The organism is Arthrobacter sp. 10N410 (genome assembly GCF_056394945.1).
The window spans coordinates 225,776-250,246 of record NZ_JBFTIP010000001.1; the positions used below are offsets into that span (position 1 = coordinate 225,776).

The following is a 24,471-nucleotide window of genomic DNA, read 5'->3' on the forward strand; positions in this document are numbered from 1 at the left end:
GTCAGTGCCCGCCCCGGCCCTGGGCGCCGGCCGCCGTCGGGACGCCCGTGGCGCTGTCCAGCCAGCGGCGGATGTTGCCTCCGTCCTGGTCCAGCAGGGGTGGGGCGCTGTGCGAGGTCAGGGTGGTCTCCCGTGCGTCGCCCGGGTCGAAGAACCGCAGCGGGGGGCCGGGCAGGCTGATTTTTCCCAGGACCTGGTGGTCGACGTCGATCACCAGGCCCTGCGAGTGGACCTGCTCCCACTGGTAGACCTCGTCCAGGGTCCGCACCTTTCCGGCCGGGATGCCCACCTCGTTCAGCCTGGCCAGCAGGGGCTCGGCTTCATAGTCGGCAAAGGCGTCCTCGACCGCCTCAATGACCTTTTCGCGGTTGCGCACCCGGTCAGCGTTGGTGGCGAACTCCGGCCGGGTGGTGTCGATCCCGAACGCGCCGGCGAAGCTCTTCCACAGCTTCTCGCTGCCCACACTGATTTGCACCTTGCCCTGGCGGCAATGGAACAGCCCGTAGGGGGCGATGGATGGGTGGTGGTTACCCTGTGCCTGCGGCAAGTCTCCGGCGACGGTCTGCCGCGTGCCCTGGAACGCATGCACCCCGATCAGGGCCGAAAGCAGGGAGGTCCGGACGATCTGCCCCTTGCCCGTCCTTTCGCGCTGCAGCAGTGCGGCGAGGGTGCCGAAGGCCCCGTACATCCCGGAGAGCAGGTCGGCGATCGGCACCCCCACCCGCTGCGGATCGTCAGGCCCGGAACCGGTGAGGGACATCAGCCCGGCCTCACCCTGCAGGATCTGGTCGTAGCCGCTGCGGGCGGCCTCCGGCCCGTCATGCCCAAAGCCGGTGATCGACAGGATCACGAGTGCCGGGTTCAACGCATGCATTTCCGACGTCGAGAATCCGAGCCGGTCCAGGACGCCGGGGCGGAAGTTCTCCACCACGACGTCGGCCTTCGTGAGCAGTTCCCGCAGGATCTGGCGCCCGTCGTCGCTCTTCAAATCCAGGGCGATGGACTCCTTGTTGCGGTTGCAGGACAGGAAGTACGTGGCCTGCGGGTCGTCCTCGGGGCCTACGAAGGGCGGTCCCCAGCCGCGGGTGTCGTCCCCGGTGCCGGGGTTTTCAACCTTGATTACCCGAGCGCCGAGATCCGCCAGCATCATCCCGGCGTGCGGGCCGGCAAGGGCACGGCTGAGGTCCACCACGAGGTAGCCGGCCAGCGGGCCAGCGTTGGGGAGGTCGGATTCCTTGCTCATAATCGATCCTTTTCTTTTCAGTTCCAGGGTGTGCAGTGCGTGCGCCGGCATCGGCCGGGGGCAGCTACATCCAGCCGGGGACAACCATGACAAGCCAGGCGATGGCCGGCCCCGCGACGACGACGATGCCGCTGTAGGCGAGGATCTGCTTGTAGAACTTGTCCTTGTCCACGTCCTCCGGAGCGTTGGCCAGCACCAGGGCGCCGTTGGTGGAGAACGGCGAGACGTCCACGATCGTGGAGGAGACGGCCAGCGCGGCGATCACGCCGATGGCGCCGATTTCGCCGCTGGCCAGGAACGGGACTGCCAGCGGGATGAGCGCGGCCAGGATGGCGGTGGAGGAGGCGAAGGCGGAGACGATGCCGCCGATGTAGCAGATCAGCAGGGCCGCGAGCAGCGGCATGCCGAGGTCGGCGACGCTGTTGGAGACGAACTTGATGGTGCCGGCCTCTTCGAGCACGCCGACGAAGGTCAACATGCCGCAGATGAGCAGGACGGTGGACCAGCTGATCTTGTTCACTGCCCCCTTCTGGGCCTCGGGTGAGACCAGGGCCAGGATGATGGCGATCGTGATGGAGACGAATCCGACGTCGACCTTGAACCCGAGTGAGATCACGGCCAGCGCGATCAGGCCGAGGACGGTGACCAGCTGCGGAACGGTCGCCCGGGCGCCGGCGGAGGTGGCGGCGGTACTGTCGGCAGACGAACCCGCGCTGCTGCCCTTGGCGGACACGCTGGCGGGGGAGATGTCCGAACCTGAGCCCTGCAGGGTGACGCCGGCCGTGCGGGCGCCGACGCTGACTTTCATGCGGGTCTCGGCAGCCTGCTCGATGAGCCGGCCGGTCTTGGAGGAGAGCAGCTTGTTACCGCCAAGGACAATGAACAGCACGAGCGCGATGACGAGGTTGAAGAAGAAGCTCGCCAGGAAGATAGCCATCGGGCTCGCCGCAAGGTCCGTCTTGGCGATGATGCCGTTGACCGTGACGCCGTAGACGGCGATCGGCGAGAACCCGCCTGCCTGGGCGCCGTGGATCACCATCATGCCCATCATCAGCGGGTTGATCTTGTGCTTCGCGGCAAAGCTCAGGGCGATCGGCGCGATGATGGCGACGGCGGCCGGGGACAGGGCGCCGACGGCGGTGATTAGCGCGGTGATGGCGAACATGACCCACGGAATGAGGGCGACCTTGCTGCCCACCATCCGCACGGCGCCCCGGACCAGAAGGTCAATGGTGCCGTTGTTCTGTGCGATGGCGAAGAGGTAGGTCACCCCGACGATCGTCAGGAACAGCCCGCCGGGGAAATTGGCCAGAATCTCGTTGGTGGACATGCCAAGGAAAACCGAGCCAAGCAGGAAGGCGCCGACAAAGGCCAGCGCACCCATGTTGAGGGGCAGCACCGTGGCCAGCAGGAACATCACCGCCAAGACGATGATGGAAAGCACGGGAGCGGACATCTTTGTTCCTCCGGGGACTAGTGTGATGTGGATTACAGGACTACTGGCCTAGCCTCTTAGACACTAGGTGAGTTTGTCAATACGCCTCAGGGATAGGATGGGGGAGTCGCTACGTCGGGAGGATGTTGGAGATGGCAAAGAAGTCTGAGGTCCCGGAGATTTCCCGTGTGTCCAGGCCGCGTCTGTACGAGCAGCTCGTGGCGCAGCTCCTGGACTTCATCGAGTCGGCCCAGCTGGGCCCCGGCGACCTCCTGCCGGCCGAGCGGGACCTGGCCGAACGGCTCGGGGTCTCCCGCGCCACGCTGGCCCAGGCGCTCGTGGCGCTGGAGGTGCTTGGCGTGATTGACGTCCAGCACGGCACCGGAGCCGTCCTGGTGTACCGCCCCAACGTCCCCGCGGTGATCAAGGGCCTGCGCGAACACCGCAGCAGGCTTCCCGAGATCGTCGAGGCCCGCAGCACGTTGGAGGTCAAGCTCGCCGAACTAGCGGCCGCGCGGCGGACGGACCAGGACATGCAGGCGATTGACGCGGCGATTGACGTCATGGCCGAGGAGGTGGCCGCAGGCTCAAAGGGTGCGCGCGGGGATGAACTCTTCCATCAGGCCGTCACGGCCGCCGCCCACTCCGCGGTCCTGGGCCAGCTGATGGCCTTTATCGCTGAAATGATCCTGGAGACCCGGATCGAATCCCTCGGACAACCGGGGCGCCCCGAGCAGTCCATTGCCTCACACCGGAAGATTGCGGATGCCATCCGGGCGCAGGATGCCGCAGGCGCCGCCGAAGCCATGTTGGCCCACATCGACATGGTGTCCGACGTCGACCTGCTCAAGTAGTCGGAGCACCGGCGGCAGGGGCTGTTAAGACCTCCGCCGGGTAACCGGAATTAGAAGAGGCGATGCCGCCGGGGACCGGGGCTGTGGGGACTAGCCGTTGTAGCCCTCCACCTGCGTGACCGGGCGGGCCTCCGCATCGTCGGGATTCTCGCCGTATTGCCTCTTCGCCCGCCGTTGCCGCAGCAGGTCCCAGCACTGGTCGAGGTCCTCCTCGAGCTGCCTGAGCCGAAGCCGGTCCGGCACGTGGTCGTGGTCGGCGCTCGCGGACTCGGCCTGTTCCCGGAGCCCACGTTCCTCGTCCACAAGGGCGGTGATGCGCTGGAGGATGTCCCGTTCGTCCATGGTGTCCTACTTCCTGCGGTCCTGAAGCTGCGGATACACGCCAGCGTAATCACGGGCGTGCGTCGTGACCAGAGGACGGCCAGTGAGCGGACCCCGCCGAGCGACGGGGCCCACTCGCTGAGCCTTCCGATGCGAACCGGCTCTAGCCGTCCCGGCGCTGCAGTACGAGCCGCAGCGCTAGCAGCAGGCCGCCGCCGCACAGAAGGGCCAGCGCCACAAGGTGTAACCCGTCAGTGGTTCCCGTCATAGCCAACATGCCCGCTCCGGAGGCCGGAGCCTCGAGCCGCGCGGCCACGCCGGCAGGATGAGCAGCCTGGCCGGTCGACGGGAACTCCGCCGTCGGGAGGGTGCCCTGCATTCCGACGGCGGCGCCGGAACCGTCCGCGTTGCCTCCCGCTTCGCCTCCGGCGTCCAAGCCCGGCGGCGTGACGGCTTCTTCAGTTCCCGCCTCCGTTGGGATTCCCGCAGAGGCCTCGGAGTTGCCGAGGATCCCGATCGAGGCCGCCCCGAGCGTCACCGGTGCGGTGACGGGGGCGATGACCTGGGTGCCGGACAGGGTCCCGTCTTCGCCGGAGGTGGTGTTTCCGTCGGCGTCGGCCGGTGCCGGTGCGGTGGTCCCTCCGGTGGTCCCCTCGGTGGTGGCGGCGGAGTCGCCGAGGATCCCGATCGACGCCGCTCCGAGCGTCACCGGTGCGGTGACGGGTGCGATGGCCTGGGTGCCGGACAGGGTTCCGTCTTCGCCGGAGGTGGTGTTTCCGCCGGCGTCGGCCGGTGCCGCTGCGGTGGTCCCGCCGGTGGTCCCCTCGGTGGTGGCGGCGGAGTCGCCGAGGATCCCGATCGACGTCGCCCCGAGCGTCACCGGTGCGGTGACGGGTGCGATGACCTGGGTGCCGGACAGGGTTCCGTCTTCGCCGGAGGTGGTGTTTCCGCCGGCGTCGGCCGGTGCCGCTGCGGTGGTCCCGCCGGTGGTCCCGCCGGTGGTGGCGGCGGAGTCGCCGAGGATCCCGATCGACGTCGCCCCGAGCGTCACCGGTGCGGTGACAGGTGCGATGACCTGGGTGCCGGACAGGGTTCCGTCTTCGCCGGAGGTGGTGTTTCCGCCGGCGCTGGCCGGCGCCGGTGCGGTGGTCCCGCCGGTGGTGGCGGCGGAGTCGCCGAGGGTCCCGATCGACGTCGCCCCGAGCGTCACCGGTGCGGTGACAGGTGAAGCGACCTGCGTGCCGGACAGGGTTCCGTCTTCGCCGGAGGTTGTATCCGCCGCGCAGGCGACGGAGGTTCCGAGGGCCAGGAGGCCGCCGGCAAAGAGGGTGCCAAGCAGCCCTCTGCGCAAGTTCGTATGCATGATGTTTTCTCCTGAAGATGTTGGTGTTGCGGACTGAATGGGCAGTCCGATGAGCCGTGGTCCGCCCGTTGCGGGGCAGAGGGGCTCCAACTAGTCGGGAGAAGATCCGGGGTCGAAAGACGCCGGTTTGGAAGCTTGGGGCAGCGGTTTGGTGGCCTCGCTCACGCCGGGCGGCGGTCGAAGATGGAAGGGTGTGGTCACGGTGGCTGCACTCGGTCCGGACGGACACTGGCTGCTGCCCGCCCCCGAACCAGGCACCCCGGGGACAACGCTAGGGAGTTCCTCACCGCCGAGGTCGCCGCCCGGCTGAAGTGGGGCGACGGATCCGCCTACTGCAGGCGTCACGGGGAGGGTCCCTGACTGTGGGGGGCTGTACTCATCTGCTGCCGGCGTGGGGACTGCTGCCGGCGTGGGGACTGCTGCGGCGTCGGCACGGGTGGCGTTCGGGTGCGAGGTCGCGGCCCCGCCCGTTCGTGCAGGCGTCGCGTCAAGTCGGGCGGCCTCCGGCCCCGCGGGGGCGGGCGGCGCAGAGGCGACGGGAGGCAGTGGGAGCGCCTGCGCGCCGGTCAGCACATCCCCCAGCGGCTCCACCGCGGGAGCGGTGGCGGGCAGCGCCTCGGTCGCGACGGGGATGATGGTCCCCACCAGGGCGGCGGCACCGGTGTCCACCAGTTCGACGGCGGGGGAAGCCAGGTCGGTCACCGTGCTCGCGGGAACAACCGCTGGCGCTGCGGGAATTGAGGCAATAACCCTTTCAACGGAGCCCGCGACCTGCCCCAAAACCGGGGACAACAGCCCAGAGCTGTCGCCCCCGGCACTTCGGGACGCTGACCTGCTCGCGGATTCCGGCGGGGTAGACGGAGAGGAAGATGCTGCGTTCAGGCCCCCCGGAATTTCCAGGTCCGTGCCGGTCTCTGCGCTGGCGGCTGTTGCGGAAAGTGCCAGCCACAGCGCCGTCGCTGCACCGGCCAGCAACACGGGTCGAAGCAGGCGCGGGGCGCGCCCGAAAGATCGTTCGTGCAACACGTGCAACACCCCCCAGGTGCGGCGCATAGGTCGAGACGATTAGTTCGGCATCTTCCGTCACCATAGCCACAGCAGCAACGGGAAGTCCATAGAAATACAACAAATCAACCACATAGTCAGCTTGCTTATTATTTTCCTGTTTCCTAGAGTTGACTGGGTAAGGCACCAATCTCTCCGCGTGGGACATGAACGGCCGAACGGCTCTTGGACCCTCGCGCTGGCTAGAGGAGGACACATGTCGGAACACAACATCGCAGGCAAGAAGGTCGCGTTTCTGCTGACGGACGGCGTCGAGCAGATCGAGCTGACCAGCCCGTGGAACGCGGTCAAGGACGCGGGCGGCGAACCCACCCTGGTGGCGCCCAAGAGCGGAAAGCTGCAGGGCTATGACGGCACGGAAAAGGGTGAGACCTTCGACGTCGACCTGACCGTCGACCAGGCCAACGCCTCCGACTTCCATGCCCTCGTGATTCCCGGCGGCGTCGTAAACGCCGACCACCTCCGCGTCGACAAAGGTGCCCAAGCCTTCGCCCGCGGCTTCTTTGAACAGCACAAGCCGGTGGCCTCGATCTGCCACGGCCCCTGGTTGCTGATCGACGCCGGCGTCGTGAGCGGTCGGAACCTCACCTCGTACCACACGCTTCAGACCGACCTGAAGAACGCGGGCGCGAACTGGACGGATGAGGAAGTGGTGGTGGACCAGGGCCTCGTGACGAGCCGGAACCCGGACGATCTGCCGGCGTTCAACGACAAGCTGCTCGAAGAAATCGCCGAAGGGGAGCACGCCGGCCAGACTGCCTAGGCGGCCTCCGACGGGAGCCGCCGCCGGGGACAGCTCCCTGGCGGCGGGCGGGCCCTATGAAGACTGCACGGTTTCGGGCAGGATATGCCTGTACGCTGCGGCGGAGCGGGCGTTGATTTCGCCCGCACCGCCGCCACCCGCTACCAAGGAGTCCCGGATATGACCACGCTTAACCCTTACCTTGGCTTCCGCGACAACGCGCGGGAGGCCATGACCTTCTACCAGTCTGTGTTTGGCGGCGAGCTGAATATGAGCACCTTCGCGGAATTCCAGGCCAGCGAGGACCCTGCCGAGCAGGACAAGATCATGCACGCCATGCTGACCGGCGAAAAGGGGCTGGTGCTGATGGGTGCCGACACCCCGAACAGCATGGACTACACCCCCGGCAACAACTTCTCGGTGTCCCTCAGCGGCACCGACGAGGCTGAATTGCGCGGCTACTGGGACAAGCTGTCAGATGGCGGCACCGTGACGATGCCGCTGGAGAAGGCCCCGTGGGGAGACACCTTCGGCATGTGCAAGGACAAGTTCGGAGTGGACTGGCTCGTCAACATCGCGCCGGCCGCCAGCTAGGCCGGCCGGCGGCGGCTGCTCAGTCCGGCGTGGTGTCGGTGGTGAGGCCGCGGTCGTCCGCTGTCTTTTCGTCGTCTTCCTCTGCCGGTCCAGGCACCGTCTGCGAGTCGCTCTTGCCCGGTGCGTGCGTTCCGGACGTGCCGGATTCCGGAGCGCCCGCCGCCGTCTGGGGAGTGTCAATGCCGCTACCTTCGCGCGGGACGGGCTTCTGGGCGCCCTCCACACCGTCATTCACGATGTCCTCGGGCTCGACTGGCTTGTTGCTCATGCGTTCCTCCGATGGTGGGTCCGTGGGTTTCACCCCCGGATGGTCACACCAAACTACAGTGGAGGCATGCCCTAGTACAGCCGGCCGCAGTACGCTCTGGCGCGCGACTTCCGCCGGGACTAGAGTCTGGCCATGGACCAGGATCCGGTGGCAACGAACCCGGGCTTGTACCGGGTGGTATTCGAGAATGAACGGGTGCGCGTGCTGGAGTACACGGACCAGCCCGGGGAAAATACCGTCGAGCATTCTCATCCCGACAGCGTGATGATCACGCTCAGCAGCTTCCGCCGCCGGCTCTCCGCCCACGGCCGGGAGGTCGACGTCGAACTTCCCTCAGGGCTGGCGCGCTGGCTGCCCGCGCAGTCCCACTCGGGCGAGAACACCGGCGACACCGAGACCCACACAATCTTCGTCGAGCTCAAGGAGGCTGCCCCGGAGCGGGAAAGCACCGAACAGCCCCTCGGTCCGGCGCCCAGCTAGCGGCGCCAGCCTCCGTTTCGCCGTTTCGCCGTTTCGACGGTTCCCTGCGCACACGACGTTTCCGCGGTACGGACCCGCAGGGAACCGTCGAAATGGGTCCGGGGCGCCCGGGGCCAGCGAGAGTCTGTCAGTATGCTTACTAGACACTGAACAGAAACGAGACCCACCATGAGCACGCCCGTGCGGATCGAGGTCGAGGCCGCTGGCCATCTGGGCCACGTCTTTGCCTCCCGGCGGCCGGCCGGAACGCAGGCGGCTGCACCCGCCGTCGTACTCCTCCACGGGATCGGGGCCTCACACCGCTACCTGCGCCGCCTGCACGGGCTGCTGGCTGACTCCGTTGACACGTTCTCGATCGACTTGCCGGGCTTCGGGGCCACGCCCACGCCGGAGCACACGCTCACCGTTGCGGAGCAGGCCACCTACCTCCTGGGCGCGCTCGAGCAGCTGGGAGTGCTGGAGTTCGTGGTGGTGGGGCACTCGATGGGGACCCAGTTCGCGGTGGAAGCCGCCCTGCAGCAGCCGCAGCGGATACCCCATGTGGTGCTGATGGGTCCGGTGGTCAATGACAAGCGGCCGACCGTAGCGCAGCAGGCCCTGGCACTGGGCCGGGACTGCCTGTTCTTCGAGAGCCCGTCCTCCAACGCCTTGGTTTTCACCGACTATCTCCGCTGCGGACCGGTCTGGTACCTGAAGAACCTGCGGATCATGATGGACTACCGCCTCGAGGAGCGGATCGGCGCGGTGAGCGCCCCCGTCCTCGTGCTGCGGGGCGCGAACGACCCGGTGGCCCCGGTGGACTGGTGCCGCCGGCTTGCCGGACGGGCGGCCACCGGACAGTTCGAAGAGATCCCAGGAACCGGGCACGTGGTCCAGCACAACCGTGCCGTCGAGGTTGCCGGCTCCATCCTTGCCTTCGCCGGCATCGCAGCTGATGAAAGCGAAGCGCCGCAAGGATTCACCGCGTGAGCACGCTCGTCCAGATCGCCGGCTGGTGGGCCCGGGACTATGCCTACGCCGTCGGCCGGCAGCTGCGCAGTGCGGTATCCCGCGTCAGTCCCGACGAATTCCTCAGCGGCACCGGACGGCCCGTCGTCGTCATCCCCGGCATCTACGAGGACTGGCGCTTTATGCTTCCGCTGATCCGGGAGCTGCACGAGGCAGGGCACCCGGTGCACGTGGTGACCGTGCTGCAGCGCAACCGGCTCGCGGTACCGAAGGCGGCGGCACTGATCGCCGACTACCTCCACCAGAGGGACCTCAGGGACACGATGATTGTGGCGCACAGCAAGGGCGGGCTGATCGGCAAGTACACGATGATGTCGCTGGACCAGACACGGCGCATCACCCGGATGGTGGCGGTGTGCTCCCCGTTCTTGGGTTCCCGATACGCAAGCTACATGCTGTTGCCGAGCCTGCGGGCGTTGTCGCCGCGCAACGCCGTCACCTTGCAGCTGTCCCGCGAGCAGAGCGTCAACGAACGCATCACCTCCGTCTACGGCCTCTTCGATCCGCACATCCCGGAGGGCAGCGTGCTTCCCGGAGCGCGGAACGTCCAGCTGGATACCGGCGGCCATTTCCGGATCCTTGCCGACGAGGACACCATCCGCACCGTGCTGGCAGAAGCGGGCGCACCGGCCCCGGTGTGAGGGGTCCGGTGCCTAGTCCTCGAAGTGGGTCCGCGTCGGGCCCTGGCCCAGACCGTCCACGATGGCGGAGGCGACGGCGTGAAGCTTGACGTTGCGGGTGCTTGATGCGGTCTTTAGCAGCTCGAAGGCCTCGGCCTGGCTGCACCGGTTCTGCGCCATGATGATGCCGACCGCGACGTCGATCGCGGTGCGCGTCTCCAGCGTCGCCTTGAGGTTGTCGGCCGTCTCGCTGAAGTGCGCGAAACGCACTGCCAGCCCCAGAGCCATGGTCGTTTGTCGCACGAAGATGCTCGCCAGCTCCTGGGCGCGTTCGTCAAAGCGGTGGGGACGGTGTGAATACAGGTTCAGCGCGGCGCGGGTTTCGCCGTCGAGCAGGAACGGTACGGCGAGGATGGAGCGCATGCCGTGCTCCCGGACCATGGCGGCGCACTGCGGCCAGCGCGTGTCGTCGTCGAGGTCGGCAATGTATACCGTTTCCTGTTCGCGGGAGGCCGTCACGCAGGGGCCGTCGCTGAAGCCGTACTGGATTTCGTCCATGGCCTGCGCAGCCGTACTGCTGCTGGCCACGGTGGCGGCTTTCCGTTGCCGGAGCAGCGTAATTCCACACAGGACTTCGTCGCCGGGCTCGGAAAGGCTGCGCGCCGAGACGCGGGCTAATTCGCCGAGGAATTCCTCCACGTCGGCGCTGTTCAACACGAGCTGATGCAAGTGCTGGTTGATCGATGTTGCGGTTGACTCGCTTACCACTATTCCTTGATGCCGTTTCGCTCGGGTCGAATCGAGCCGGCGAGGCGGGACGCACCACAGCAGCGAAAGAGGGCGGTGGTAGCGGCAGCGAAGCCGGATCGAAGAACTATCCAACGGCCTTCTGCTAAACCGTACCGGGAAAAATTATATACAGGACTTTGCAGCCGTTTTGCCGGGACATTCGCCGGATCCTTTCGGCGGATTCGCCGCGGGGCCGACAGCCCGGCCGCGAGCCTTTCCCGACCCAAATGACTCCCGGCGGCTCCCGACGTAGTCTTAGCGGTATCTCGAGGTAGTCGGACGGATTCTGTATGTCACAGCTCGAAACCAGGGAGTCCGCCTCCCCGCCGCTTACCATCGCGGACGCCGCCGGCACCGAGGCGGGCACAGTGCTCGCCCGGCTGGATTCAGCTGCGGGTGGCCTAAGCGAAGCGGAAGCGGCGGAGCGGCTTGCCGTGCTGGGGCCGAATGCGGTCCGCACGCATGAGGCAAGTGGCTGGTCCGTGCTGGGCCGGCAATTCCGCAGCCCCATCCTGATCCTGCTGCTCGTCACCGCCGGGCTCTCGCTCTTCCTGGGGGACGCCACCAACTCGATCGTCATCGGCGTGATCCTGCTTGTCAGTGTGGGCCTGGGCTTCAGCAACGAATTCCGGGCCGAGCGCGCCGCGGAGGCGCTGCATTCACGGGTCACGCACACCGCCGTCGTGCTCCGCGACGGCACCGCGCGCGAGGTGGACGTGACCGCCCTGGTGCCCGGCGACGTCGTGCAGCTGGGCCTGGGCGCAATCATCCCGGCCGACCTGCGCCTGCTGACGGTCAAGGACCTGCTCTGCGACGAAAGCATCCTGACCGGGGAGTCGCTGCCGGTGGGCAAGGATCCCGCGCCGGTGGCCGGCGGCGTCGCCCTGGGGGACCTGACGTCCTGCTTGTTCATGGGCACCGTGATCCAGTCCGGCAGCTGCACCGGGGTGGTGGTGGCGACCGGCGGCCGGGCGGAGTTCGGCCGGATTGCGCTCGGCCTGGGCGACCGGCAGCCGCAGACCGAATTCCAGCTCGGGCTCAAGCGGTTCTCCTTCCTGCTGCTGCAGGTGGCCATCGCACTGACTTCGCTCATCTTCATCGCCAACCTGCTGCTGCAGCGGCCGGTGATCGAGTCGCTGCTGTTCTCCCTGGCCATCGCCGTGGGAATCACCCCGCAGCTGCTGCCCGCCGTCGTCAGCACGAGCCTGGCCACCGGCACCCGCCAGCTGGCCAAACGCAAAGTGCTGGTCAAGCGGCTGGTCTGCATCGAGGACCTCGGCGACATGGACATCCTGGTCACGGACAAGACCGGAACCCTGACGGAGGGCAGGATCAGCTTCACGGCGGCCCTGCCGGTGGCGGCCGGCGTGTCCGCGGATAAGCTGTTCAGCCTGGGGCTGCTGGCCACCGAGGCGGACTACGCGGAGGCGAAACGGTCCGTCGTCGGGCAAAACCCGCTGGACGCCGCGCTCTGGCAGTCCCCGCAGGCGGCGGCGTTCGAACCTTCGCGCTATGAGCGGCTCGACGTGATCGACTTTGACCACCAGCGCCGGCGGACCAGCGTGCTGGTCCGCGAGGCCGGCGGCCCCGCCCGGATCATCACCAAGGGCTCGCCGGAGGACGTCCTGGCCCTGTGCGGCGCCACGCCCGCCAAGGTGCAGGCCCTGCTGGACGAACAGTTCGACGCCGGTTCGCGCGTGGTGGCCGTGGCCACCCGGGACGCCGCCGGCATGGAGGACATGTCACCGGCTGACGAGAAGGACCTGGTCCTGGCCGGCTTCCTGGTCTTCCTCGACCGGCCCAAGGCGAATGCGCGGGAGTCCCTGGACCGGCTGGAGGCGCTGGGAATTACGGTCAAGATTGCCACCGGGGACAACGCGAAGGTGGCCGAGCGGGTCTGCGACGAACTCGGTGTGCTCTCCGGCGGGACCATTACCGGCGCCGAGGCGGAGGCGATGTCCGACCCGGAGTTGAGCGCGGCGGCCCGCGAGGCCAGCATTTTCGCCCGCGTCTCGCCGGAGCAGAAGGCCCGGATTATCCGGCTGCTGCGCCAGAGCGGCGGCGCGGTCGGGTTCATGGGCGACGGCGTCAACGATGCGCTCGCGCTGCACCAGGCCGACATCGGCGTCTCCGTGGACAGCGCCACCGACGTCGCCAAGGACGCCGCCGACGTCGTGCTGCTGGACAAGGACCTCGGCGTGCTGGCCGACGGCGTCATGGAAGGCCGGCGGATCTTCGCCAACACCATCAAGTACGTGCTGATGGGCACCTCCAGCAACTTCGGCAACATGTTCAGCGCCGCAACGGCCTCCGTGGTGCTGAGCTTCCTGCCGATGCTGCCGGGGCAGATCCTGCTCAACAACCTGCTCTACGACACCGGCCAGCTGGCCATCCCGGGGGACCGGGTGGACAAGGAGCAGCTGCTGGCACCGGCGCACTGGAACATATCCTTCATCCGGCGCTTCATGTTCCTCTTTGGCCCGATCAGCTCGGTGTTCGACTTCGCGACGTTCGCCCTTATGCTCTTTGTCTTCGATGCGGTGCCGGGGGAGTTCCGGGCCGGCTGGTTCATCGAGTCGATCGCGACCCAGACGCTGATCATCTTTGCGATCCGGACCCGCCGGGTGCCCTTCCTGCGCAGCCGGCCGTCGCTCGGACTGCTCGGCGCGTCGCTGGGCGTGGTGGCCCTGGGGGTCTTCCTTCCGCTGTCCCCGCTGGCGGCGGTCCTGGGCTTCGATCCGCTGCCGGTTCCGTTCTTCCTGGCCCTGCTGGGCATGACCGTGGTGTACCTGGTGCTGGTGGAGCTGGCCAAGCAGTGGTTCTTCTCCCGGGCGGCGCAGCAACCGGCCGCTCCGGTGCTGCCAAGGGTCCGGCGCCGGGGCAAGGACCACCATGTGGCGCGCCGCGCCGCACGCTTCAGCACCACGGAACGGGCCACCCGTCACGCACGCAGGGCCCCGCTGGCACCCCGCCGGGGACGGCCGGTCCGGCGCAAACGAAACCGGGTACAAGGGCCCTCACATCCCGGGAACTCCTGACGGATAGTGGGATGAAACGGCCAACTTGGTCCGATGCCCGGCCTGCGGAGCGCAGCGCCGGATGAGCCCGGCGGCCGGCGCCCGATTGGAAAGCCAAGACAATGAGCATTTTTGAAGACAGGGTTGATGCCGGGCGGCAACTGGGGCGGCGGCTCGCGGATCTGCGCGGCAAGGACATTGTGGTCCTCGGCCTGCCCCGCGGCGGCGTCCCGGTCGCCTTCGAGGTGGCCGCGGCCCTGGACGCACCGCTGGACGTGATTGTGGTCCGGAAGCTCGGACTGCCCTACCAGCCGGAACTTGCCATGGGGGCGATCGGGGAGGGCGGCGCGAGGGTGCTGGAAGAGCATGTGCTGGCCCAGGCAAGGGTGAGCGAGCAGGAGCTGCAGGCAGTCGAGAACCGCGAACGGGCCGTGCTGGAGAACCGGGTGGCGCGGTTCCGGAAGGGGCGCGCGCGCCAGGACCTGACCGGCCGCATCGCGGTGATCGTCGACGACGGAATCGCCACCGGCTCCACTGCCCGGGTCGCCTGCCGCATCGCCCGCAAACTGGGCGCCGCCCGGGTGATCCTGGCCGTGCCCGTCGCCCCGGCGGACACCCTGGCGAGCCTGAGCGAACCCGACGAGGTGGTCTGCCTGGCCACTCCCCGGCACTTCGCCGCCGTCGGATACCACTACCGCGACTTCTCGCCCACCGAGGACGACGAGGTGATCCAGCTGCTCGACGCCGCCGCCCGGCGCCTTAAGGACTCGCCGCGTCCGGCCGGGACGACGGCGGTCTCCGAGGACCCGGTGGAATTCGACGAAGAGGTGGAGATCCCGTCCCGGGGTGTCCGGCTGCAGGGCCATCTGCACCTGCCCGTGCCGGCCCGCGCTGTGGTGGTGTTCGCCCACGGGAGCGGCAGCAGCCGGCACAGCCCGCGGAACCGCTTCGTGGCCAGCCTGCTCCAGCGCGCCGGGCTGGGCACCCTGCTGCTCGACCTGCTCACGCCGGGGGAGGAGCGCAACCGCGCCAACGTCTTCGACATCGAGTTGCTGGCGCGCCGGCTGTCCTCGGCCACCGACTGGCTCGCCACCCGCGAGGACACCGCCTCCTGCGCCGTCGGATATTTCGGGGCGAGTACCGGGGCGGGCGCCGCGCTGTGGTCCGCCTCCGAACCCTCCGCACGGATCGCCGCCGTCGTTTCCCGCGGCGGCCGTCCCGACCTGGCCGGCCCGAGGCTTTCCGCCGTCCGCGCGCCGACGCTGCTGATCGTGGGCAGCTTCGACTATGAGGTGCTTGAACTCAACCGCAAGGCCAAAGCCATGATGCGGTGCCCCAATCAGCTGGCCGTGGTCCAGGGCGCCACGCACCTGTTCGAGGAGCCCGGCACGCTGGCCGCGGCGGCCATCCTGGCCAGGGACTGGTTCGCCAAGTACCTCCTGCCCGTGTCCGAACCGACCCCACCAGCCAGGAGTGAGCCATGAGCTATACCTACACCGCCGTCCTGCCGCTGAGCTGGGCGGACGCCGTCGAGAAGACCCGGGCCGCCCTCGCGGGCCAAGGCTTTGGGATCCTCTCCGAGATCAACGTGCGCGACACCTTTGCCGCCAAGCTTGGGGAGGACGCCGCGCAGGCCCTGGGCGACTACGTGATCCTCGGGGCCTGCAACCCGCAGCTGGCAAGCCGCGCCCTGGCGGCCGAACCGGAAATGGGCGCCCTGCTGCCGTGCAATGTGGTGGTCCGGCGCGGCCCGGGCGCCGCCGATACGACGGTGGACGTGATCGATCCCCAGACCATGGTGCAACTCAGCGACAGCCCCGCGGTCCGTGAGGTGGCGGACGACGCCGGCGCCCGGCTCCGTGCCGCCCTGGCCCAGCTGTCGGCGGACGCCTAGGTGGGTGCCGGCCGCGGCTAGTCCGACGCCGGCGACGTTCCTGCCCGGTTCATCCGGTCCGCAGCCGGGGGAAGCCCGGCCCCCGCGCGGAACCGCGGCCCGTGTGGGGCCCGGGCCGCCAACAACCGGGCGGGAACGCCTCGGTCAGTCCCGTTAGGGTGCGTTACTCGCTGTGGCCTTGGTCGCGGCTCATCGAGCCCTCCGCCGGCGGCGTTTCACCCGGCGGGACACCACCGCCCGGCTCCAGCCCGGTAATCTTGCCGCTGAGTGGATCGGGATTGGGCGAAGCTCCCTGGTCGGCGGCCTGGGGCTCCTGATCGCCGCGCTGCGCCGCGTTCGGCACGCTCTGTGGACGCGCGGAACCGCCACCCGGTTTTGGCGGATCGGGGTTGGCCGGGTCATTTTCCGGATGGTACGTGCTCATGGTTATGCCTTCCCTGGTTACGGTAACTCTGGGTGCTTAATAAGCATGCTGATTATCCTAGTCGTCCGGACGTGGATCCGGCCATGAAAGGTCAACGGGGCCGGAGGAAGGAGCTCCTAGGCGCCGTGGGTCTTGTGCTGCCCGTTGTGGCGGGCGCGGAACGCGTACACCAGCAAGGCGATCCCGGCCAGGATCATGGCGGCCGGGAGGGCGAAGTCCACGGCGATGAGCACGGCCGTCGCCTGCAGAGCGAAGGCCACGCCAAGCACGGCGAGGACTGCCGCCGGGACCAGGGGCCACTTCATCCGGCCGGTGTGGTCTGGGGTCCGGACCGGAACCAGGGAAAGCAGCCCGAAGGTGGCCGCCAGCCCGAGGAACAGGACGGCGGCCACAGGTGTGCCCTGCAGTTCCTGCGGTAGGGCCACGACGATGGCCAGCGTGAACATCACCCCGCACGGGATCAGGGCCCACCAGTTGGCCCGTTCGCGCAGATAGACCGCGGCGAATCCGGCCGCCATGAACAGGAAAAGGAAGGCGCCGCCCGCGCGGCCGTCCGTGAGTTGCGTGGCGGTGATGACCGCGGCCAGGCCCAGGAACACCGAGCCGGGGATTGCCGCCCACCAGTTCTCCCGGCCCCGGAGGAAGATCGAGAGGAACAGCACGCCCACCGCGGCGAAGATCAGCGGCGCCAGATAGGCGGCGCTCTCGACGATGCCGAGCACATCCAGCAGCCACAGCACACCGACCGTCATCAGGACAATGCCGGCGAGAATGCTGGTCCTTGCCGATTTCACCGCGGCCCTCCCCGGCGGCGCCTGCTGCGGGGCCGGCGCCGCTCCACGCGGGAGCGGATTCCCAGCAGCATCCGGCGCTCCATCAGGAACTGCAGCGGTTCAAGCACGACGCGCAGCGGGATGCCCAGCGGCAGCGGCGAGTAGTCATAGCGGGTCCGCGAGAGCAACCGGGTGCTGCGGGCACCGAGCGGCTGCAGCACGAAGGTCCAGCCCAGTTCCAGGCGAGGTCCGGTCAGGCGGCGTCCCTCCGCCGCGGGATGCCCGGTGATGTGATCTGTGATGTGCCCGGTGATGTGCCCGGTGCGCGGATCCATGGTGCCGCCCAGGGCCAGCACCGCCCCCGGTTCGAGCCGCCGGACCGGGATGCCGGCGCCGGGGGCGAGCGGAATGGTGTCTCCGACAGAGAGCTGTTGAAATTCGGGCAGGATCCGATCCGCACTGTGCATGCCCAGCCCCACCGCATTCTCCAGGGCGTCATAGCTGTACATCCCGCCGCGGCCGGACCCCAGCTGGACGAGCCACGGCCACACCACGGCGGGCAGCGCGGCGATGTTGACGGCCCGTGTGCTTTGCAGGCGCGCGGTGGGTACCAGTTCATCGCCCGGCAGGGGGCCGGCCGCTTCCTGGGCGGTCGCTCCCCAGTGCAGCAGGCGGGGCCGTACGGCGAGCACGTAGCCTGCGGCCGCCGCCGCGGCAGCCAGCGCCGCGAGCGGCCCTTTCAACCGGGCGGGCAAGCGGGGCGCAGCCGTGCGGCCTGCGTTCATTCGGTCGGCTGGCCTTCGCCGGCCTCCTGGCCGACCACCAGCACCGGGCAATGGGCGTGGGCCGCACAGGCGCCGCTGACCGACCCCATCACCTGGGCGAGGAAGCCGCCCTGGCCGCGCCGTCCCACCACAAGCAGTTGCGCGTCCTTGCTCTCCTCGATCAGCACCTTGGCTGGCGGCCCGAACTTGATCTGCCGGCTCAGCTGCTCCGGGCGGGAGTTGCCGAAGGCCCGTTCCAGCGACTGTTCCACCAGGCGCTTGGCGGTCTCCTCGAGCTCGCCTGGCGAGGCGGTGCGTTCTTCCGGCAGGTGGGACGCGAGGAAGAAATCCGAGGTGCCCAGGCACGTGATGACCTCCAGCGGGGCGTTCAGGCTGGTGGCCATGCGCCCGGCGAGCCGGAGTGCCGTCGTTGAAAACTCGGAGCCGTCCACGCCCACGACTATCCGCTGATCTCCGCTCATGGCACCCACCCTGCCCCGTCACCGCGGCAGTGCCTAGGGCCAAAGGTCACCGCGGCGGCGCGCCCCGGCGGGTGCGGCGTGCACCGGGGACGCCGTCCGATCTAGGGTGGGGGGGACGGCAGCCGCCCCGACGACCGAGGAGACCTTGATGAGAATTGCAGTTACCGGAGGAAGCGGAAAGCTCGGCAGGAACGTGGTCCGCAGGCTCACCGACGACGGCCACCAGGTAACCAACCTGGACCAGGCGGGCGAGCGGGAGCACGGATTCACCCGCGTGGACCTGCGCAACTACGGGCAGGTCGTCGACGTCATCCTCGGCCTGGATGACCGGCATGAAGGCTTCGACGCAATCGTGCACCTGGCCGCCATCCCGGCCCCGGGCCTCGCTCCCGACGCCGCGACCTTCGAGAACAACATGCAGGCCACCTACAACGTGTTCCAGGCCGCGCGCCGGGCCGGCATCAAGAAGATTGTCTACGCCTCCAGCGAGACGGTGCTGGGACTGCCGTTCGACGTCGACCCTCCCTACATCCCGGTGGACGAGGAATACCCGGCCCGGCCGGAAAGCACCTACTCGCTGGTCAAGCACCTCGAAGAGCAGATGGCGATCCAGCTGACCCGCTGGGACCCCACGCTGAGCATTACCGGCCTGCGGTTCTCCAACGTGATGGACCCGGAGGACTACGAGGAGTTCCCGTCGTTCGACGCCGATGCCTCGCTGCGCAAATGGAACCTCTGGGGCTACATTGATGGCCGCGACGGCGCGCAGGCCGTGGCTCGGGCGCTGGAGCACGGCAAGCCGGGCTTCGAGGCCTTCATCATCGCCAACGAGGACACCGTGATGAGCCGCCCCAGCAGCGAGTTGGCCGCCGAGGTGTTCCCCAACGTCAAGGTGGTCAAGGAACTCGGCGAGCACGAGACGATGCTCTCGATCGACAAGGCCAAACGGCTCCTGGGCTACGCCCCGGAGCACAGCTGGCGGAACTACCACTCGCTGCGCACCACGCCCACCGAGGACTGAAGCGCGGCCTGACCCCCACCGACCACTGAGGAGTTCCATGCAATACCGCACCCTGGGCAACAGCGGCGCCGTTGTCTCCAACTATGCGCTGGGCACCATGACCTTCGGCGCCGAGGCCAGCGAGGAGCAGTCCCGCGCCATCCTGGACGCCTACTTCGAGGCCGGCGGCAACTTCATCGACACTGCCGACGTTTACAGCTCGGGGGTGTCGGAGGAAATCATCGGCCGGTGGCTGTCCGAACGGCCCGAGCTCCGGGACCGGGCCGTCGTGGCGACGAAGGGACGCTTCCCGATGGGCCAGGCACCCAACGACGTCGGGACCTCCCGCCGTCACCTGGCCCGGGCGTTGGATGACTCGCTGCGCCGGCTCGGCGTCGAGCAGATCGACCTTTACCAGCTGCACGCGTGGGATCCGGTGACCCCGCTGGAGGAGACCCTCCGGTTCCTGCACGACGCCGTCAGCAGCGGCAAGATCGCCTACTACGGCTTCTCCAACTTCCTGGGCTGGCAGCTGACCAAGGCCGTCCACGTGGCCAGGGCCCAGGGCTGGAGCGCGCCCGTGACACTGCAGCCGCAGTACAGCCTGCTGGTCCGTGAGATCGAGTCGGAAATCGTCCCGGCAGCGCTCGACGCCGGCATCGGCCTGCTGCCCTGGTCGCCTTTGGGCGGCGGCTGGCTGTCCGGCAAATACAAACGCGACCAGCCGCCCGCCGGCGCCACCCGGCTCGGCGAAAATCCCAAACGCGGGATGGAGGCGTGGGAGGCCCGCAACGGTGACCCGCGGACCTGGGACGTCATTGCCGAGGTGCAGGAAACGGCGGGGCGGCACGGCGTGAGCCCATCCCAGGTGGCGCTCACGTGGCTGGCGGACCGGCCGGCGGTCACCTCGGTGATCCTGGGGGCGCGGAGCACCGAGCAGCTCGCGGACAACCTGGCGGCAGCGGACCTCCGGCTTACCGACGCTGAGACGGATCGGCTGACCGAGGTCAGCCAGCCCCGCGTCGGCGTCTATCCGTACGGGCCCATGGCCCAGGAGCAGCGCAGCCGAAAGCTCGAGGGCGGCCGCTAGGGAACAACGCGGGGTCAGATACGGCCCATCCCGGGGCCCAACATGGGCCGTATCTGACCCCGCGTCGTGGTTCTTAGGCCGGACCGCCCTGGTGGCTGGACCAGATGTCGCCGATCTCCTCGGTGGACTGCTCCACGATCCGGCGCATCGCCGCGTGCGCGGTGTCCATCTCGCCGCGCTGGATGGCGCTGGCCACGTCCACGTGCAGCTGGAGCGCCTCGTGCTGGGGCAGGTGCGGCATCAGGCCGTGCTCGGTGCGGCCGGTGAGGACCTCGGCAACCAAGTTGTGCAGCTGCGAAAACATCGGGTTGCCCGAGGCCCGGAGCACGGAGGCATGGAACTCGATGTCGAGCCGCAGGAACTCGTCCTGGTTCCCGCGCTGCCCGGCCGCCCAGAGCCGCGCGGCCTGGGCGACGAGATCGCTGCCGGTGTCCCAGGAGGCCCGTTCGGCCGCCAGTCGGGCCGCCTGCGGCTCGATCGCGCCGCGGAGTTCGTTCAGCGCCCGCAACTGGTCCACCCGCCTGGATGAGGCCAGCCGCCAGCGGATCACCTGCGGGTCGTAGAGGTTCCAGGACTCCTCCGGCTGCACCACCGTGCCCAGCCGGCGCCGGGATTCCAGCATGCCCATCGAGGAGAGCACCCGGGTGGCCTCCCGCACCACCGAGCGCGACACGCTGTGCTGCGCCTCCAGCTCGTCCAGGCGGAGGATCGAGTGCGGCGCCAGGCTCCCCTCGGCAATAGCGAGCCCCAGGGTCTGGACGAGCACGGAGTGCAGGTCTGCTGAAGACTCCGCCTTTGGGGTTTGCATGAATAAATCATACGGGTGGGCGCAAGGGGTTGTTTAAGTCTGCTTTATTTCTCTAAGATCGCTCCAGAGCAGATGTAAAGATGCATCCGCGGGTGGCTGGAGCCTGATCCGGCCCTGAAGACAAGGGAGTCGTAATGAAGCGACGTTCAATTGTGAAGTACGCGGCCGTAGCCGCGGCGCTGTCGCTCGGGCTGACCGCCTGCGGCGGCGGTGGCGGCGACGCCAAGGCCGCCGGCACGGTCCGGGTCACGCTGGCCAACCACGTATGGACCGAGGGCATCAAGGCCGCCATTCCGGAATTCGAAAAGGCGACCGGCCTCAAGGTCGAACTCACCCAGCTCGGCGAAGACCAGCTTTCGGACCAGTACAACGTCAAGCTCAACGCCGGCAGCGACGAGATCGACGTGATGATGTACCGTCCGCTGCAGGAGGGCAAGGCGTTCGCCAAGAACGGCTACCTCGCTGACCTGACGTCCAAGGTCTCCTCGGACGCGAACTGGGACTGGAAGGACTACCAGGAAGGACCCGTCAAGGCCACCACGGTGGACGGCAAGGTCGTCGGCGTCCCGATCATCACCGAACGCGAAGTCCTTTACTACCGCAAGGACCTGCTGCAGGCCGCCGGCATCCAGGTCCCCAAGACCATGGACGAGCTCGAGGCCGCCGCCAAGAAGATCGCCGCCGCCAACCCGGACACCGCCGGCTTCGTGGCCCGCACCGGCAAGTCCGCGGCCGTGACCCAGTTCTCCAGCTTCCTCTACAGCTTCGGCGGTGACTTCACCGACGCCGACGGCAAGTCCGCCGTCGGCAGTGACGCAGCGAAGAAGGCCTACTCCTTCTACGGCGGCCTGATCAAGAACTACGGCCCCAAGAACGTCAGCACCGACATGAGCTGGCCCGAGGCGATGGCAATCTTCACCCAGGGCAAGGCCGCCTTCTACACCGAAGCGGACTCGCTCTACAAGAACGCCACCGATCCGGCCAAGTCCAAGGTCGCGGACAAGGTCGGCTTTGCCCAGCTGCCCGCCGGCCCCGCCGGTTCCAAGCCGTACAACATCCCGTCGTGGGGCCTGGCCGTCAACCAGGCGTCCGGCAACCAGGACAACGCCTGGAAGTTCATCCAGTGGGCCACCAGCAAGGAACGCACGCTGGCAGCACAGAAGGCCGGCGTCCCCGGTCCGCGTGCCTCGGTCTGGGCCGACCCGGCCGGAACCTCCACCTACCCGAAGGACCTGGCCGAGGCCATCGCCGCCAGCGCCAAGGCCGGTGTGGGCCACGACCGTCCCCAGGTTGTCACCGTGGGCAAGGCCCGCGAGATCGTCGGTGCCCCGATCGTCGCCACCATCACCGGGGGCGACGCCTCGGCAGCGGCTGACACCGCCAACGACGCCTTCCAGAAGTTCCTGGACAGCGAAAAGAAGTAGCGCTCCGGCGCACCGCGCCTGACGCAACTGCTTCGCAAACTGCGTCACAAACTGTGACGCAAACTGCCTGACGCAACACTGCCCGGCGGGACGGCTGCCCAGCCGCCGTCCCGCCGCGGCAACGCTCTTCACTTCACCCCCAACTCCTTAGGTGAACCATGTCTGTACTGAACACCTCCCGCGGCGGCACCACCCGCGGCGCCGGCCGCAGCGCGGCCCGCACGCCCGGCCCGGGGGAGAACTTCTCCGCCTGGGCCAACCGGCACCGCAAGTGGCTTTTCGCCGCGCCCGCCATGATCTTCGTGGGCGTCCTGATCATCTTTCCGCTGGCCTGGACGCTGTACCTGAGCCTGACGGACTCGCAGGGGTCGGTCCGCGCCGCATCCGAGTTCATCGGCCTGGAGAACTACGTGACGGTACTCTCCGACGTCGAACGGTTCTGGCCCGCCGTCGGCCGCACGCTGTCCTTCACCGGCGTCGCCCTGGTCTGCGAGGTCGTTCTGGGCATGGGCATCGCCCTGCTGCTGTGGCGGCCCTTCCGCGGCGAAAAATGGGTGCGGGTCGCCATCCTGCTGCCGCTTGTCGCCACCCCGGTGGCCGTCGGCATGATGTGGCGGCTGATCTTCGACCCGAACATCGGCTTCGTCAACCAGCTGCTCGGCATGATCGGCATCCCGCCGCAGCCGTGGCTGTCCGGCCAGGACACCGCCCTGGGCACCACGATCTTCATGGACATCTGGCAGTGGACCCCGATGGTCGTGTTGATCCTGCTTGCCGGCCTGACCTCGCTCTCCGAGGAACCGGACGAGGCTGCCCGGATGGACGGCGCCAACGCCGCCCAGCGCTTCTTCTTCATCACCCTGCCGCTGATGATGCCGACGGTAATCGTCGCCATCCTGCTGCGCGGCATCGACGCCCTGAAGACCTTCGACATCCTCTACGCCACCAAGGGCAAGGGCGGCGGCTCCTTCCACGAGGTGGAGACCCTCAACGTCTACGCCTACGGCCTGAGCTTTGACTACAACCAGTACGGGCTCTCCTCCGCGGTGCTGATCCTGTTCTTCATGATCATCATCGGCACCATGTGGCTGCTGACCATGCGCAAGAAAGCGGTAAGCAAATGACCGTCCAGACCCAAGACACCCAATCCCGGACCGCAGCCGCCCGGCAGGCACCGGCCCCGCGCCGCCGCAAGCCGCTGGCCACCCGCGCCTACAAGGTGTTCCGTGTTGCCGCCCTGGTCGCGGTGGTGCTGTTCCTGGTCGCGCCGCTGATCTGGATGCTGCTGGCGTCCTTCAAGACCAACGTGGACATTTACGACACGGCCAAGTCGTTCGTCTTCACTCCCACTGGCGAGAACTACGCCAACGTGCTGCAGCGGAACAACTACTTCGTCTTCATCTTCAACAGCTTCTGGGTGGCGTTCGTCTCCACCGCACTGTCGCTGGTCCTCGGCGTCCCGGCGGCCTACGCGATGAGCCGCTTCACCATGCACCGCTCGGCCCTGGTGGTCCTGATGGCCCGCGTCATCCCGGGCGTCTCGCTGCTGGTGCCCTGGTACTACGTCTTCTCCAACCTGAAGATGGTGGGCGGCTTCGAGGTGCTGATCCTCAGCCACATGTTCGTCGCGCTGCCGCTGATCGTCTACATCATGATGAGCTACTTCGATTCGCTGCCGCTGGAGCTGGAGGAATCGGCCCAGGTTGACGGCCTCACCCCGATCGGCGCGTTCCGCCGCATCACGCTGCCGCTGTCCGTCTCCGGTATCGCCACCGCCGGCATCCTGTCCTTCATCTTCTCGTGGAACAACTTCATGTTCGCCCTGGTGCTCTCCGGCTCCAAGACCAAGACCCTGCCGGTGGCGATCTTCGACTTCGTCTCCTACGCCAGCATCGACTGGGGCGGGCTGATGGCGGCCGCCACGGTGGTCACCATCCCGATCATGATCATTGCGCTCTTCACGCAGAAGTACATCGTCTCCGGTCTGACCGCCGGTGCGACCAAGGGCTAGGC

The 24,471-nt window shown here is 68.1% G+C and carries 26 protein-coding genes; 14 read left to right on the forward strand and 12 right to left on the reverse strand.

The genetic code is table 11. The annotated features are described in order from the left end of the window. Position 1: 1 nt before the first annotated feature. Positions 2–1,243: a CaiB/BaiF CoA transferase family protein gene (locus tag AC1DB8_RS01075; protein ID WP_441416745.1), complete on the reverse strand. Its 1,242-nt coding sequence runs from the start codon at positions 1,241–1,243 to the stop codon at positions 2–4. A gap of 64 nt (positions 1,244–1,307) precedes the next feature. Further along, positions 1,308–2,699: an SLC13 family permease gene (locus AC1DB8_RS01080; RefSeq protein ID WP_441416746.1), complete on the reverse strand. Its 1,392-nt coding sequence runs from the start codon at positions 2,697–2,699 to the stop codon at positions 1,308–1,310. 131 nt (positions 2,700–2,830) lie between these two features. On the opposite strand from AC1DB8_RS01080, the gene AC1DB8_RS01085 reads away from it, so the two are divergent. Then, on the forward strand, positions 2,831–3,532 hold the full coding sequence (locus AC1DB8_RS01085; protein WP_441416747.1) for a FadR/GntR family transcriptional regulator: 702 nt from the start codon (positions 2,831–2,833) through the stop codon (positions 3,530–3,532). A 90-nt stretch (positions 3,533–3,622) separates the two neighbouring features. On the opposite strand, the gene AC1DB8_RS01090 is transcribed toward AC1DB8_RS01085, so the two are convergent. The 3 genes from AC1DB8_RS01090 to AC1DB8_RS01100 form a co-directional block, all read right to left on the reverse strand. Continuing rightward, the gene (locus tag AC1DB8_RS01090) at positions 3,623–3,874 is read right to left on the reverse strand and encodes a DUF2630 family protein (protein ID WP_441416748.1); all 252 of its coding nucleotides are present in this window, start codon (positions 3,872–3,874) and stop codon (positions 3,623–3,625) included. A 142-nt stretch (positions 3,875–4,016) separates the two neighbouring features. Next, positions 4,017–5,216, reverse strand: a complete 1,200-nt coding sequence (locus AC1DB8_RS01095; RefSeq protein ID WP_476891980.1) for a DUF320 domain-containing protein — start codon at positions 5,214–5,216, stop codon at positions 4,017–4,019. A gap of 90 nt (positions 5,217–5,306) precedes the next feature. Then, a complete protein-coding gene (locus AC1DB8_RS01100; RefSeq protein WP_476891981.1) occupies positions 5,307–5,918 on the reverse strand; it encodes a hypothetical protein in 612 nt (203 codons plus the stop codon). A 559-nt stretch (positions 5,919–6,477) separates the two neighbouring features. On the opposite strand from AC1DB8_RS01100, the gene AC1DB8_RS01105 reads away from it, so the two are divergent. Beyond that, complete coding sequence (locus AC1DB8_RS01105; protein ID WP_175323873.1) at positions 6,478–7,044, forward strand: type 1 glutamine amidotransferase domain-containing protein; 567 nt, start codon at positions 6,478–6,480, stop codon at positions 7,042–7,044. Between the two features lie 159 nt (positions 7,045–7,203). Further along, on the forward strand, positions 7,204–7,617 hold the full coding sequence (locus AC1DB8_RS01110) for a VOC family protein (protein WP_441416751.1): 414 nt from the start codon (positions 7,204–7,206) through the stop codon (positions 7,615–7,617). Positions 7,618–7,636: 19 nt separating this feature from the next. Here AC1DB8_RS01110 and AC1DB8_RS01115 read toward each other — a convergent pair whose 3' ends face one another. Then, positions 7,637–7,885 carry a hypothetical protein gene (locus AC1DB8_RS01115; protein WP_441416752.1) on the reverse strand — a complete coding sequence of 83 codons (249 nt, stop codon included), beginning with the start codon at positions 7,883–7,885 and terminating at the stop codon, positions 7,637–7,639. 132 nt (positions 7,886–8,017) lie between these two features. Here AC1DB8_RS01115 and AC1DB8_RS01120 point away from each other — a divergent pair, with 132 nt between their 5' ends. The 3 genes from AC1DB8_RS01120 (at position 8,018) to AC1DB8_RS01130 (ending at position 10,014) form a co-directional block, all read left to right on the forward strand. Continuing rightward, positions 8,018–8,365: a cupin domain-containing protein gene (locus AC1DB8_RS01120; protein ID WP_441416753.1), complete on the forward strand. Its 348-nt coding sequence runs from the start codon at positions 8,018–8,020 to the stop codon at positions 8,363–8,365. Positions 8,366–8,533: 168 nt separating this feature from the next. After that, positions 8,534–9,334: an alpha/beta fold hydrolase gene (locus AC1DB8_RS01125; protein WP_441416754.1), complete on the forward strand. Its 801-nt coding sequence runs from the start codon at positions 8,534–8,536 to the stop codon at positions 9,332–9,334. Further along, positions 9,331–10,014, forward strand: coding sequence for an esterase/lipase family protein (locus tag AC1DB8_RS01130; protein WP_441416755.1), 684 nt, complete (start codon positions 9,331–9,333; stop codon positions 10,012–10,014). Before AC1DB8_RS01125 ends, AC1DB8_RS01130 begins: the two co-directional genes overlap by 4 nt. Positions 10,015–10,026: 12 nt before the next feature. On the opposite strand, the gene AC1DB8_RS01135 is transcribed toward AC1DB8_RS01130, so the two are convergent. Then, complete coding sequence (locus tag AC1DB8_RS01135) at positions 10,027–10,761, reverse strand: GAF and ANTAR domain-containing protein (RefSeq protein ID WP_441416756.1); 735 nt, start codon at positions 10,759–10,761, stop codon at positions 10,027–10,029. A gap of 311 nt (positions 10,762–11,072) precedes the next feature. On the opposite strand from AC1DB8_RS01135, the gene mgtA reads away from it, so the two are divergent. The 3 genes from mgtA (at position 11,073) to AC1DB8_RS01150 (ending at position 15,693) form a co-directional block, all read left to right on the forward strand. Then, entirely contained in the window at positions 11,073–13,820 is a 2,748-nt protein-coding gene (gene mgtA, locus AC1DB8_RS01140) for a magnesium-translocating P-type ATPase (RefSeq protein ID WP_476891982.1), read from the forward strand. Positions 13,821–13,921: 101 nt separating this feature from the next. Further along, a complete protein-coding gene (locus tag AC1DB8_RS01145; RefSeq protein WP_441416758.1) occupies positions 13,922–15,283 on the forward strand; it encodes a phosphoribosyltransferase family protein in 1,362 nt (453 codons plus the stop codon). Further along, positions 15,280–15,693, forward strand: coding sequence for a DUF302 domain-containing protein (locus tag AC1DB8_RS01150; RefSeq protein ID WP_441416759.1), 414 nt, complete (start codon positions 15,280–15,282; stop codon positions 15,691–15,693). Before AC1DB8_RS01145 ends, AC1DB8_RS01150 begins: the two co-directional genes overlap by 4 nt. A 163-nt stretch (positions 15,694–15,856) precedes the next feature. On the opposite strand, the gene AC1DB8_RS01155 is transcribed toward AC1DB8_RS01150, so the two are convergent. The 4 genes from AC1DB8_RS01155 to AC1DB8_RS01170 all read right to left on the reverse strand — a co-directional run bounded on the left by AC1DB8_RS01155 (position 15,857) and on the right by AC1DB8_RS01170 (position 18,136). Beyond that, positions 15,857–16,117 (reverse strand): DUF6480 family protein, encoded by a 261-nt coding sequence (locus tag AC1DB8_RS01155; RefSeq protein ID WP_441416760.1) that lies wholly within the window; start codon positions 16,115–16,117, stop codon positions 15,857–15,859. A 116-nt stretch (positions 16,118–16,233) separates the two neighbouring features. Continuing rightward, a complete protein-coding gene (locus AC1DB8_RS01160; RefSeq protein ID WP_441416761.1) occupies positions 16,234–16,911 on the reverse strand; it encodes a hypothetical protein in 678 nt (225 codons plus the stop codon). Continuing rightward, the gene (locus tag AC1DB8_RS01165) at positions 16,908–17,675 is read right to left on the reverse strand and encodes an SRPBCC family protein (RefSeq protein WP_441416762.1); all 768 of its coding nucleotides are present in this window, start codon (positions 17,673–17,675) and stop codon (positions 16,908–16,910) included. The genes AC1DB8_RS01160 and AC1DB8_RS01165 overlap by 4 nt, the downstream gene beginning before the upstream one ends. After that, the gene (locus AC1DB8_RS01170; RefSeq protein WP_441416763.1) at positions 17,672–18,136 is read right to left on the reverse strand and encodes a universal stress protein; all 465 of its coding nucleotides are present in this window, start codon (positions 18,134–18,136) and stop codon (positions 17,672–17,674) included. Before AC1DB8_RS01170 ends, AC1DB8_RS01165 begins: the two co-directional genes overlap by 4 nt. A 148-nt stretch (positions 18,137–18,284) precedes the next feature. Here AC1DB8_RS01170 and AC1DB8_RS01175 point away from each other — a divergent pair, with 148 nt between their 5' ends. Then, positions 18,285–19,157, forward strand: coding sequence for an NAD-dependent epimerase/dehydratase family protein (locus AC1DB8_RS01175; protein WP_441416764.1), 873 nt, complete (start codon positions 18,285–18,287; stop codon positions 19,155–19,157). Positions 19,158–19,194: 37 nt separating this feature from the next. Next, entirely contained in the window at positions 19,195–20,226 is a 1,032-nt protein-coding gene (locus AC1DB8_RS01180; RefSeq protein ID WP_441416765.1) for an aldo/keto reductase, read from the forward strand. A gap of 73 nt (positions 20,227–20,299) precedes the next feature. Here the strand turns inward: AC1DB8_RS01180 and AC1DB8_RS01185 are convergent, their stop codons facing one another. Continuing rightward, the gene (locus AC1DB8_RS01185; protein WP_175323859.1) at positions 20,300–21,034 is read right to left on the reverse strand and encodes a FadR/GntR family transcriptional regulator; all 735 of its coding nucleotides are present in this window, start codon (positions 21,032–21,034) and stop codon (positions 20,300–20,302) included. A gap of 134 nt (positions 21,035–21,168) precedes the next feature. Between AC1DB8_RS01185 and AC1DB8_RS01190 the strand changes: the two genes are divergently transcribed. The 3 genes from AC1DB8_RS01190 to AC1DB8_RS01200 all read left to right on the forward strand — a co-directional run bounded on the left by AC1DB8_RS01190 (position 21,169) and on the right by AC1DB8_RS01200 (position 24,469). Then, a complete protein-coding gene (locus AC1DB8_RS01190; RefSeq protein ID WP_441416766.1) occupies positions 21,169–22,458 on the forward strand; it encodes an ABC transporter substrate-binding protein in 1,290 nt (429 codons plus the stop codon). Between the two features lie 158 nt (positions 22,459–22,616). After that, entirely contained in the window at positions 22,617–23,582 is a 966-nt protein-coding gene (locus AC1DB8_RS01195) for a carbohydrate ABC transporter permease (RefSeq protein WP_441416767.1), read from the forward strand. After that, positions 23,579–24,469 carry a carbohydrate ABC transporter permease gene (locus AC1DB8_RS01200; protein ID WP_441416768.1) on the forward strand — a complete coding sequence of 297 codons (891 nt, stop codon included), beginning with the start codon at positions 23,579–23,581 and terminating at the stop codon, positions 24,467–24,469. The genes AC1DB8_RS01195 and AC1DB8_RS01200 overlap by 4 nt, the downstream gene beginning before the upstream one ends. The last annotated feature ends 2 nt before the right edge of the window (positions 24,470–24,471 follow it).

Bases quoted from the DNA above. Each gene is read 5' to 3' on its own strand.
- AC1DB8_RS01170 (WP_441416763.1), bottom strand. From the start codon at position 18,136: ATGAGCGGAGATCAGCGGATAGTCGTGGGCGTGGACGGCTCCGAGTTT.
- AC1DB8_RS01150 (WP_441416759.1), top strand. From the start codon at position 15,280: ATGAGCTATACCTACACCGCCGTCCTGCCGCTGAGCTGGGCGGACGCC.
- AC1DB8_RS01200 (WP_441416768.1), top strand. From the start codon at position 23,579: ATGACCGTCCAGACCCAAGACACCCAATCCCGGACCGCAGCCGCCCGG.
- AC1DB8_RS01085 (WP_441416747.1), top strand. From the start codon at position 2,831: ATGGCAAAGAAGTCTGAGGTCCCGGAGATTTCCCGTGTGTCCAGGCCG.
- AC1DB8_RS01165 (WP_441416762.1), bottom strand. From the start codon at position 17,675: ATGAACGCAGGCCGCACGGCTGCGCCCCGCTTGCCCGCCCGGTTGAAA.
- AC1DB8_RS01185 (WP_175323859.1), bottom strand. From the start codon at position 21,034: ATGCAAACCCCAAAGGCGGAGTCTTCAGCAGACCTGCACTCCGTGCTC.
- AC1DB8_RS01075 (WP_441416745.1), bottom strand. From the start codon at position 1,243: ATGAGCAAGGAATCCGACCTCCCCAACGCTGGCCCGCTGGCCGGCTAC.
- AC1DB8_RS01155 (WP_441416760.1), bottom strand. From the start codon at position 16,117: ATGAGCACGTACCATCCGGAAAATGACCCGGCCAACCCCGATCCGCCA.
- mgtA (WP_476891982.1), top strand. From the start codon at position 11,073: ATGTCACAGCTCGAAACCAGGGAGTCCGCCTCCCCGCCGCTTACCATC.
- AC1DB8_RS01080 (WP_441416746.1), bottom strand. From the start codon at position 2,699: ATGTCCGCTCCCGTGCTTTCCATCATCGTCTTGGCGGTGATGTTCCTG.
- AC1DB8_RS01175 (WP_441416764.1), top strand. From the start codon at position 18,285: ATGAGAATTGCAGTTACCGGAGGAAGCGGAAAGCTCGGCAGGAACGTG.
- AC1DB8_RS01090 (WP_441416748.1), bottom strand. From the start codon at position 3,874: ATGGACGAACGGGACATCCTCCAGCGCATCACCGCCCTTGTGGACGAG.
- AC1DB8_RS01145 (WP_441416758.1), top strand. From the start codon at position 13,922: ATGAGCATTTTTGAAGACAGGGTTGATGCCGGGCGGCAACTGGGGCGG.
- AC1DB8_RS01115 (WP_441416752.1), bottom strand. From the start codon at position 7,885: ATGAGCAACAAGCCAGTCGAGCCCGAGGACATCGTGAATGACGGTGTG.
- AC1DB8_RS01110 (WP_441416751.1), top strand. From the start codon at position 7,204: ATGACCACGCTTAACCCTTACCTTGGCTTCCGCGACAACGCGCGGGAG.
- AC1DB8_RS01120 (WP_441416753.1), top strand. From the start codon at position 8,018: ATGGACCAGGATCCGGTGGCAACGAACCCGGGCTTGTACCGGGTGGTA.
- AC1DB8_RS01195 (WP_441416767.1), top strand. From the start codon at position 22,617: ATGTCTGTACTGAACACCTCCCGCGGCGGCACCACCCGCGGCGCCGGC.
- AC1DB8_RS01180 (WP_441416765.1), top strand. From the start codon at position 19,195: ATGCAATACCGCACCCTGGGCAACAGCGGCGCCGTTGTCTCCAACTAT.
- AC1DB8_RS01190 (WP_441416766.1), top strand. From the start codon at position 21,169: ATGAAGCGACGTTCAATTGTGAAGTACGCGGCCGTAGCCGCGGCGCTG.
- AC1DB8_RS01095 (WP_476891980.1), bottom strand. From the start codon at position 5,216: ATGCATACGAACTTGCGCAGAGGGCTGCTTGGCACCCTCTTTGCCGGC.
- AC1DB8_RS01125 (WP_441416754.1), top strand. From the start codon at position 8,534: ATGAGCACGCCCGTGCGGATCGAGGTCGAGGCCGCTGGCCATCTGGGC.
- AC1DB8_RS01105 (WP_175323873.1), top strand. From the start codon at position 6,478: ATGTCGGAACACAACATCGCAGGCAAGAAGGTCGCGTTTCTGCTGACG.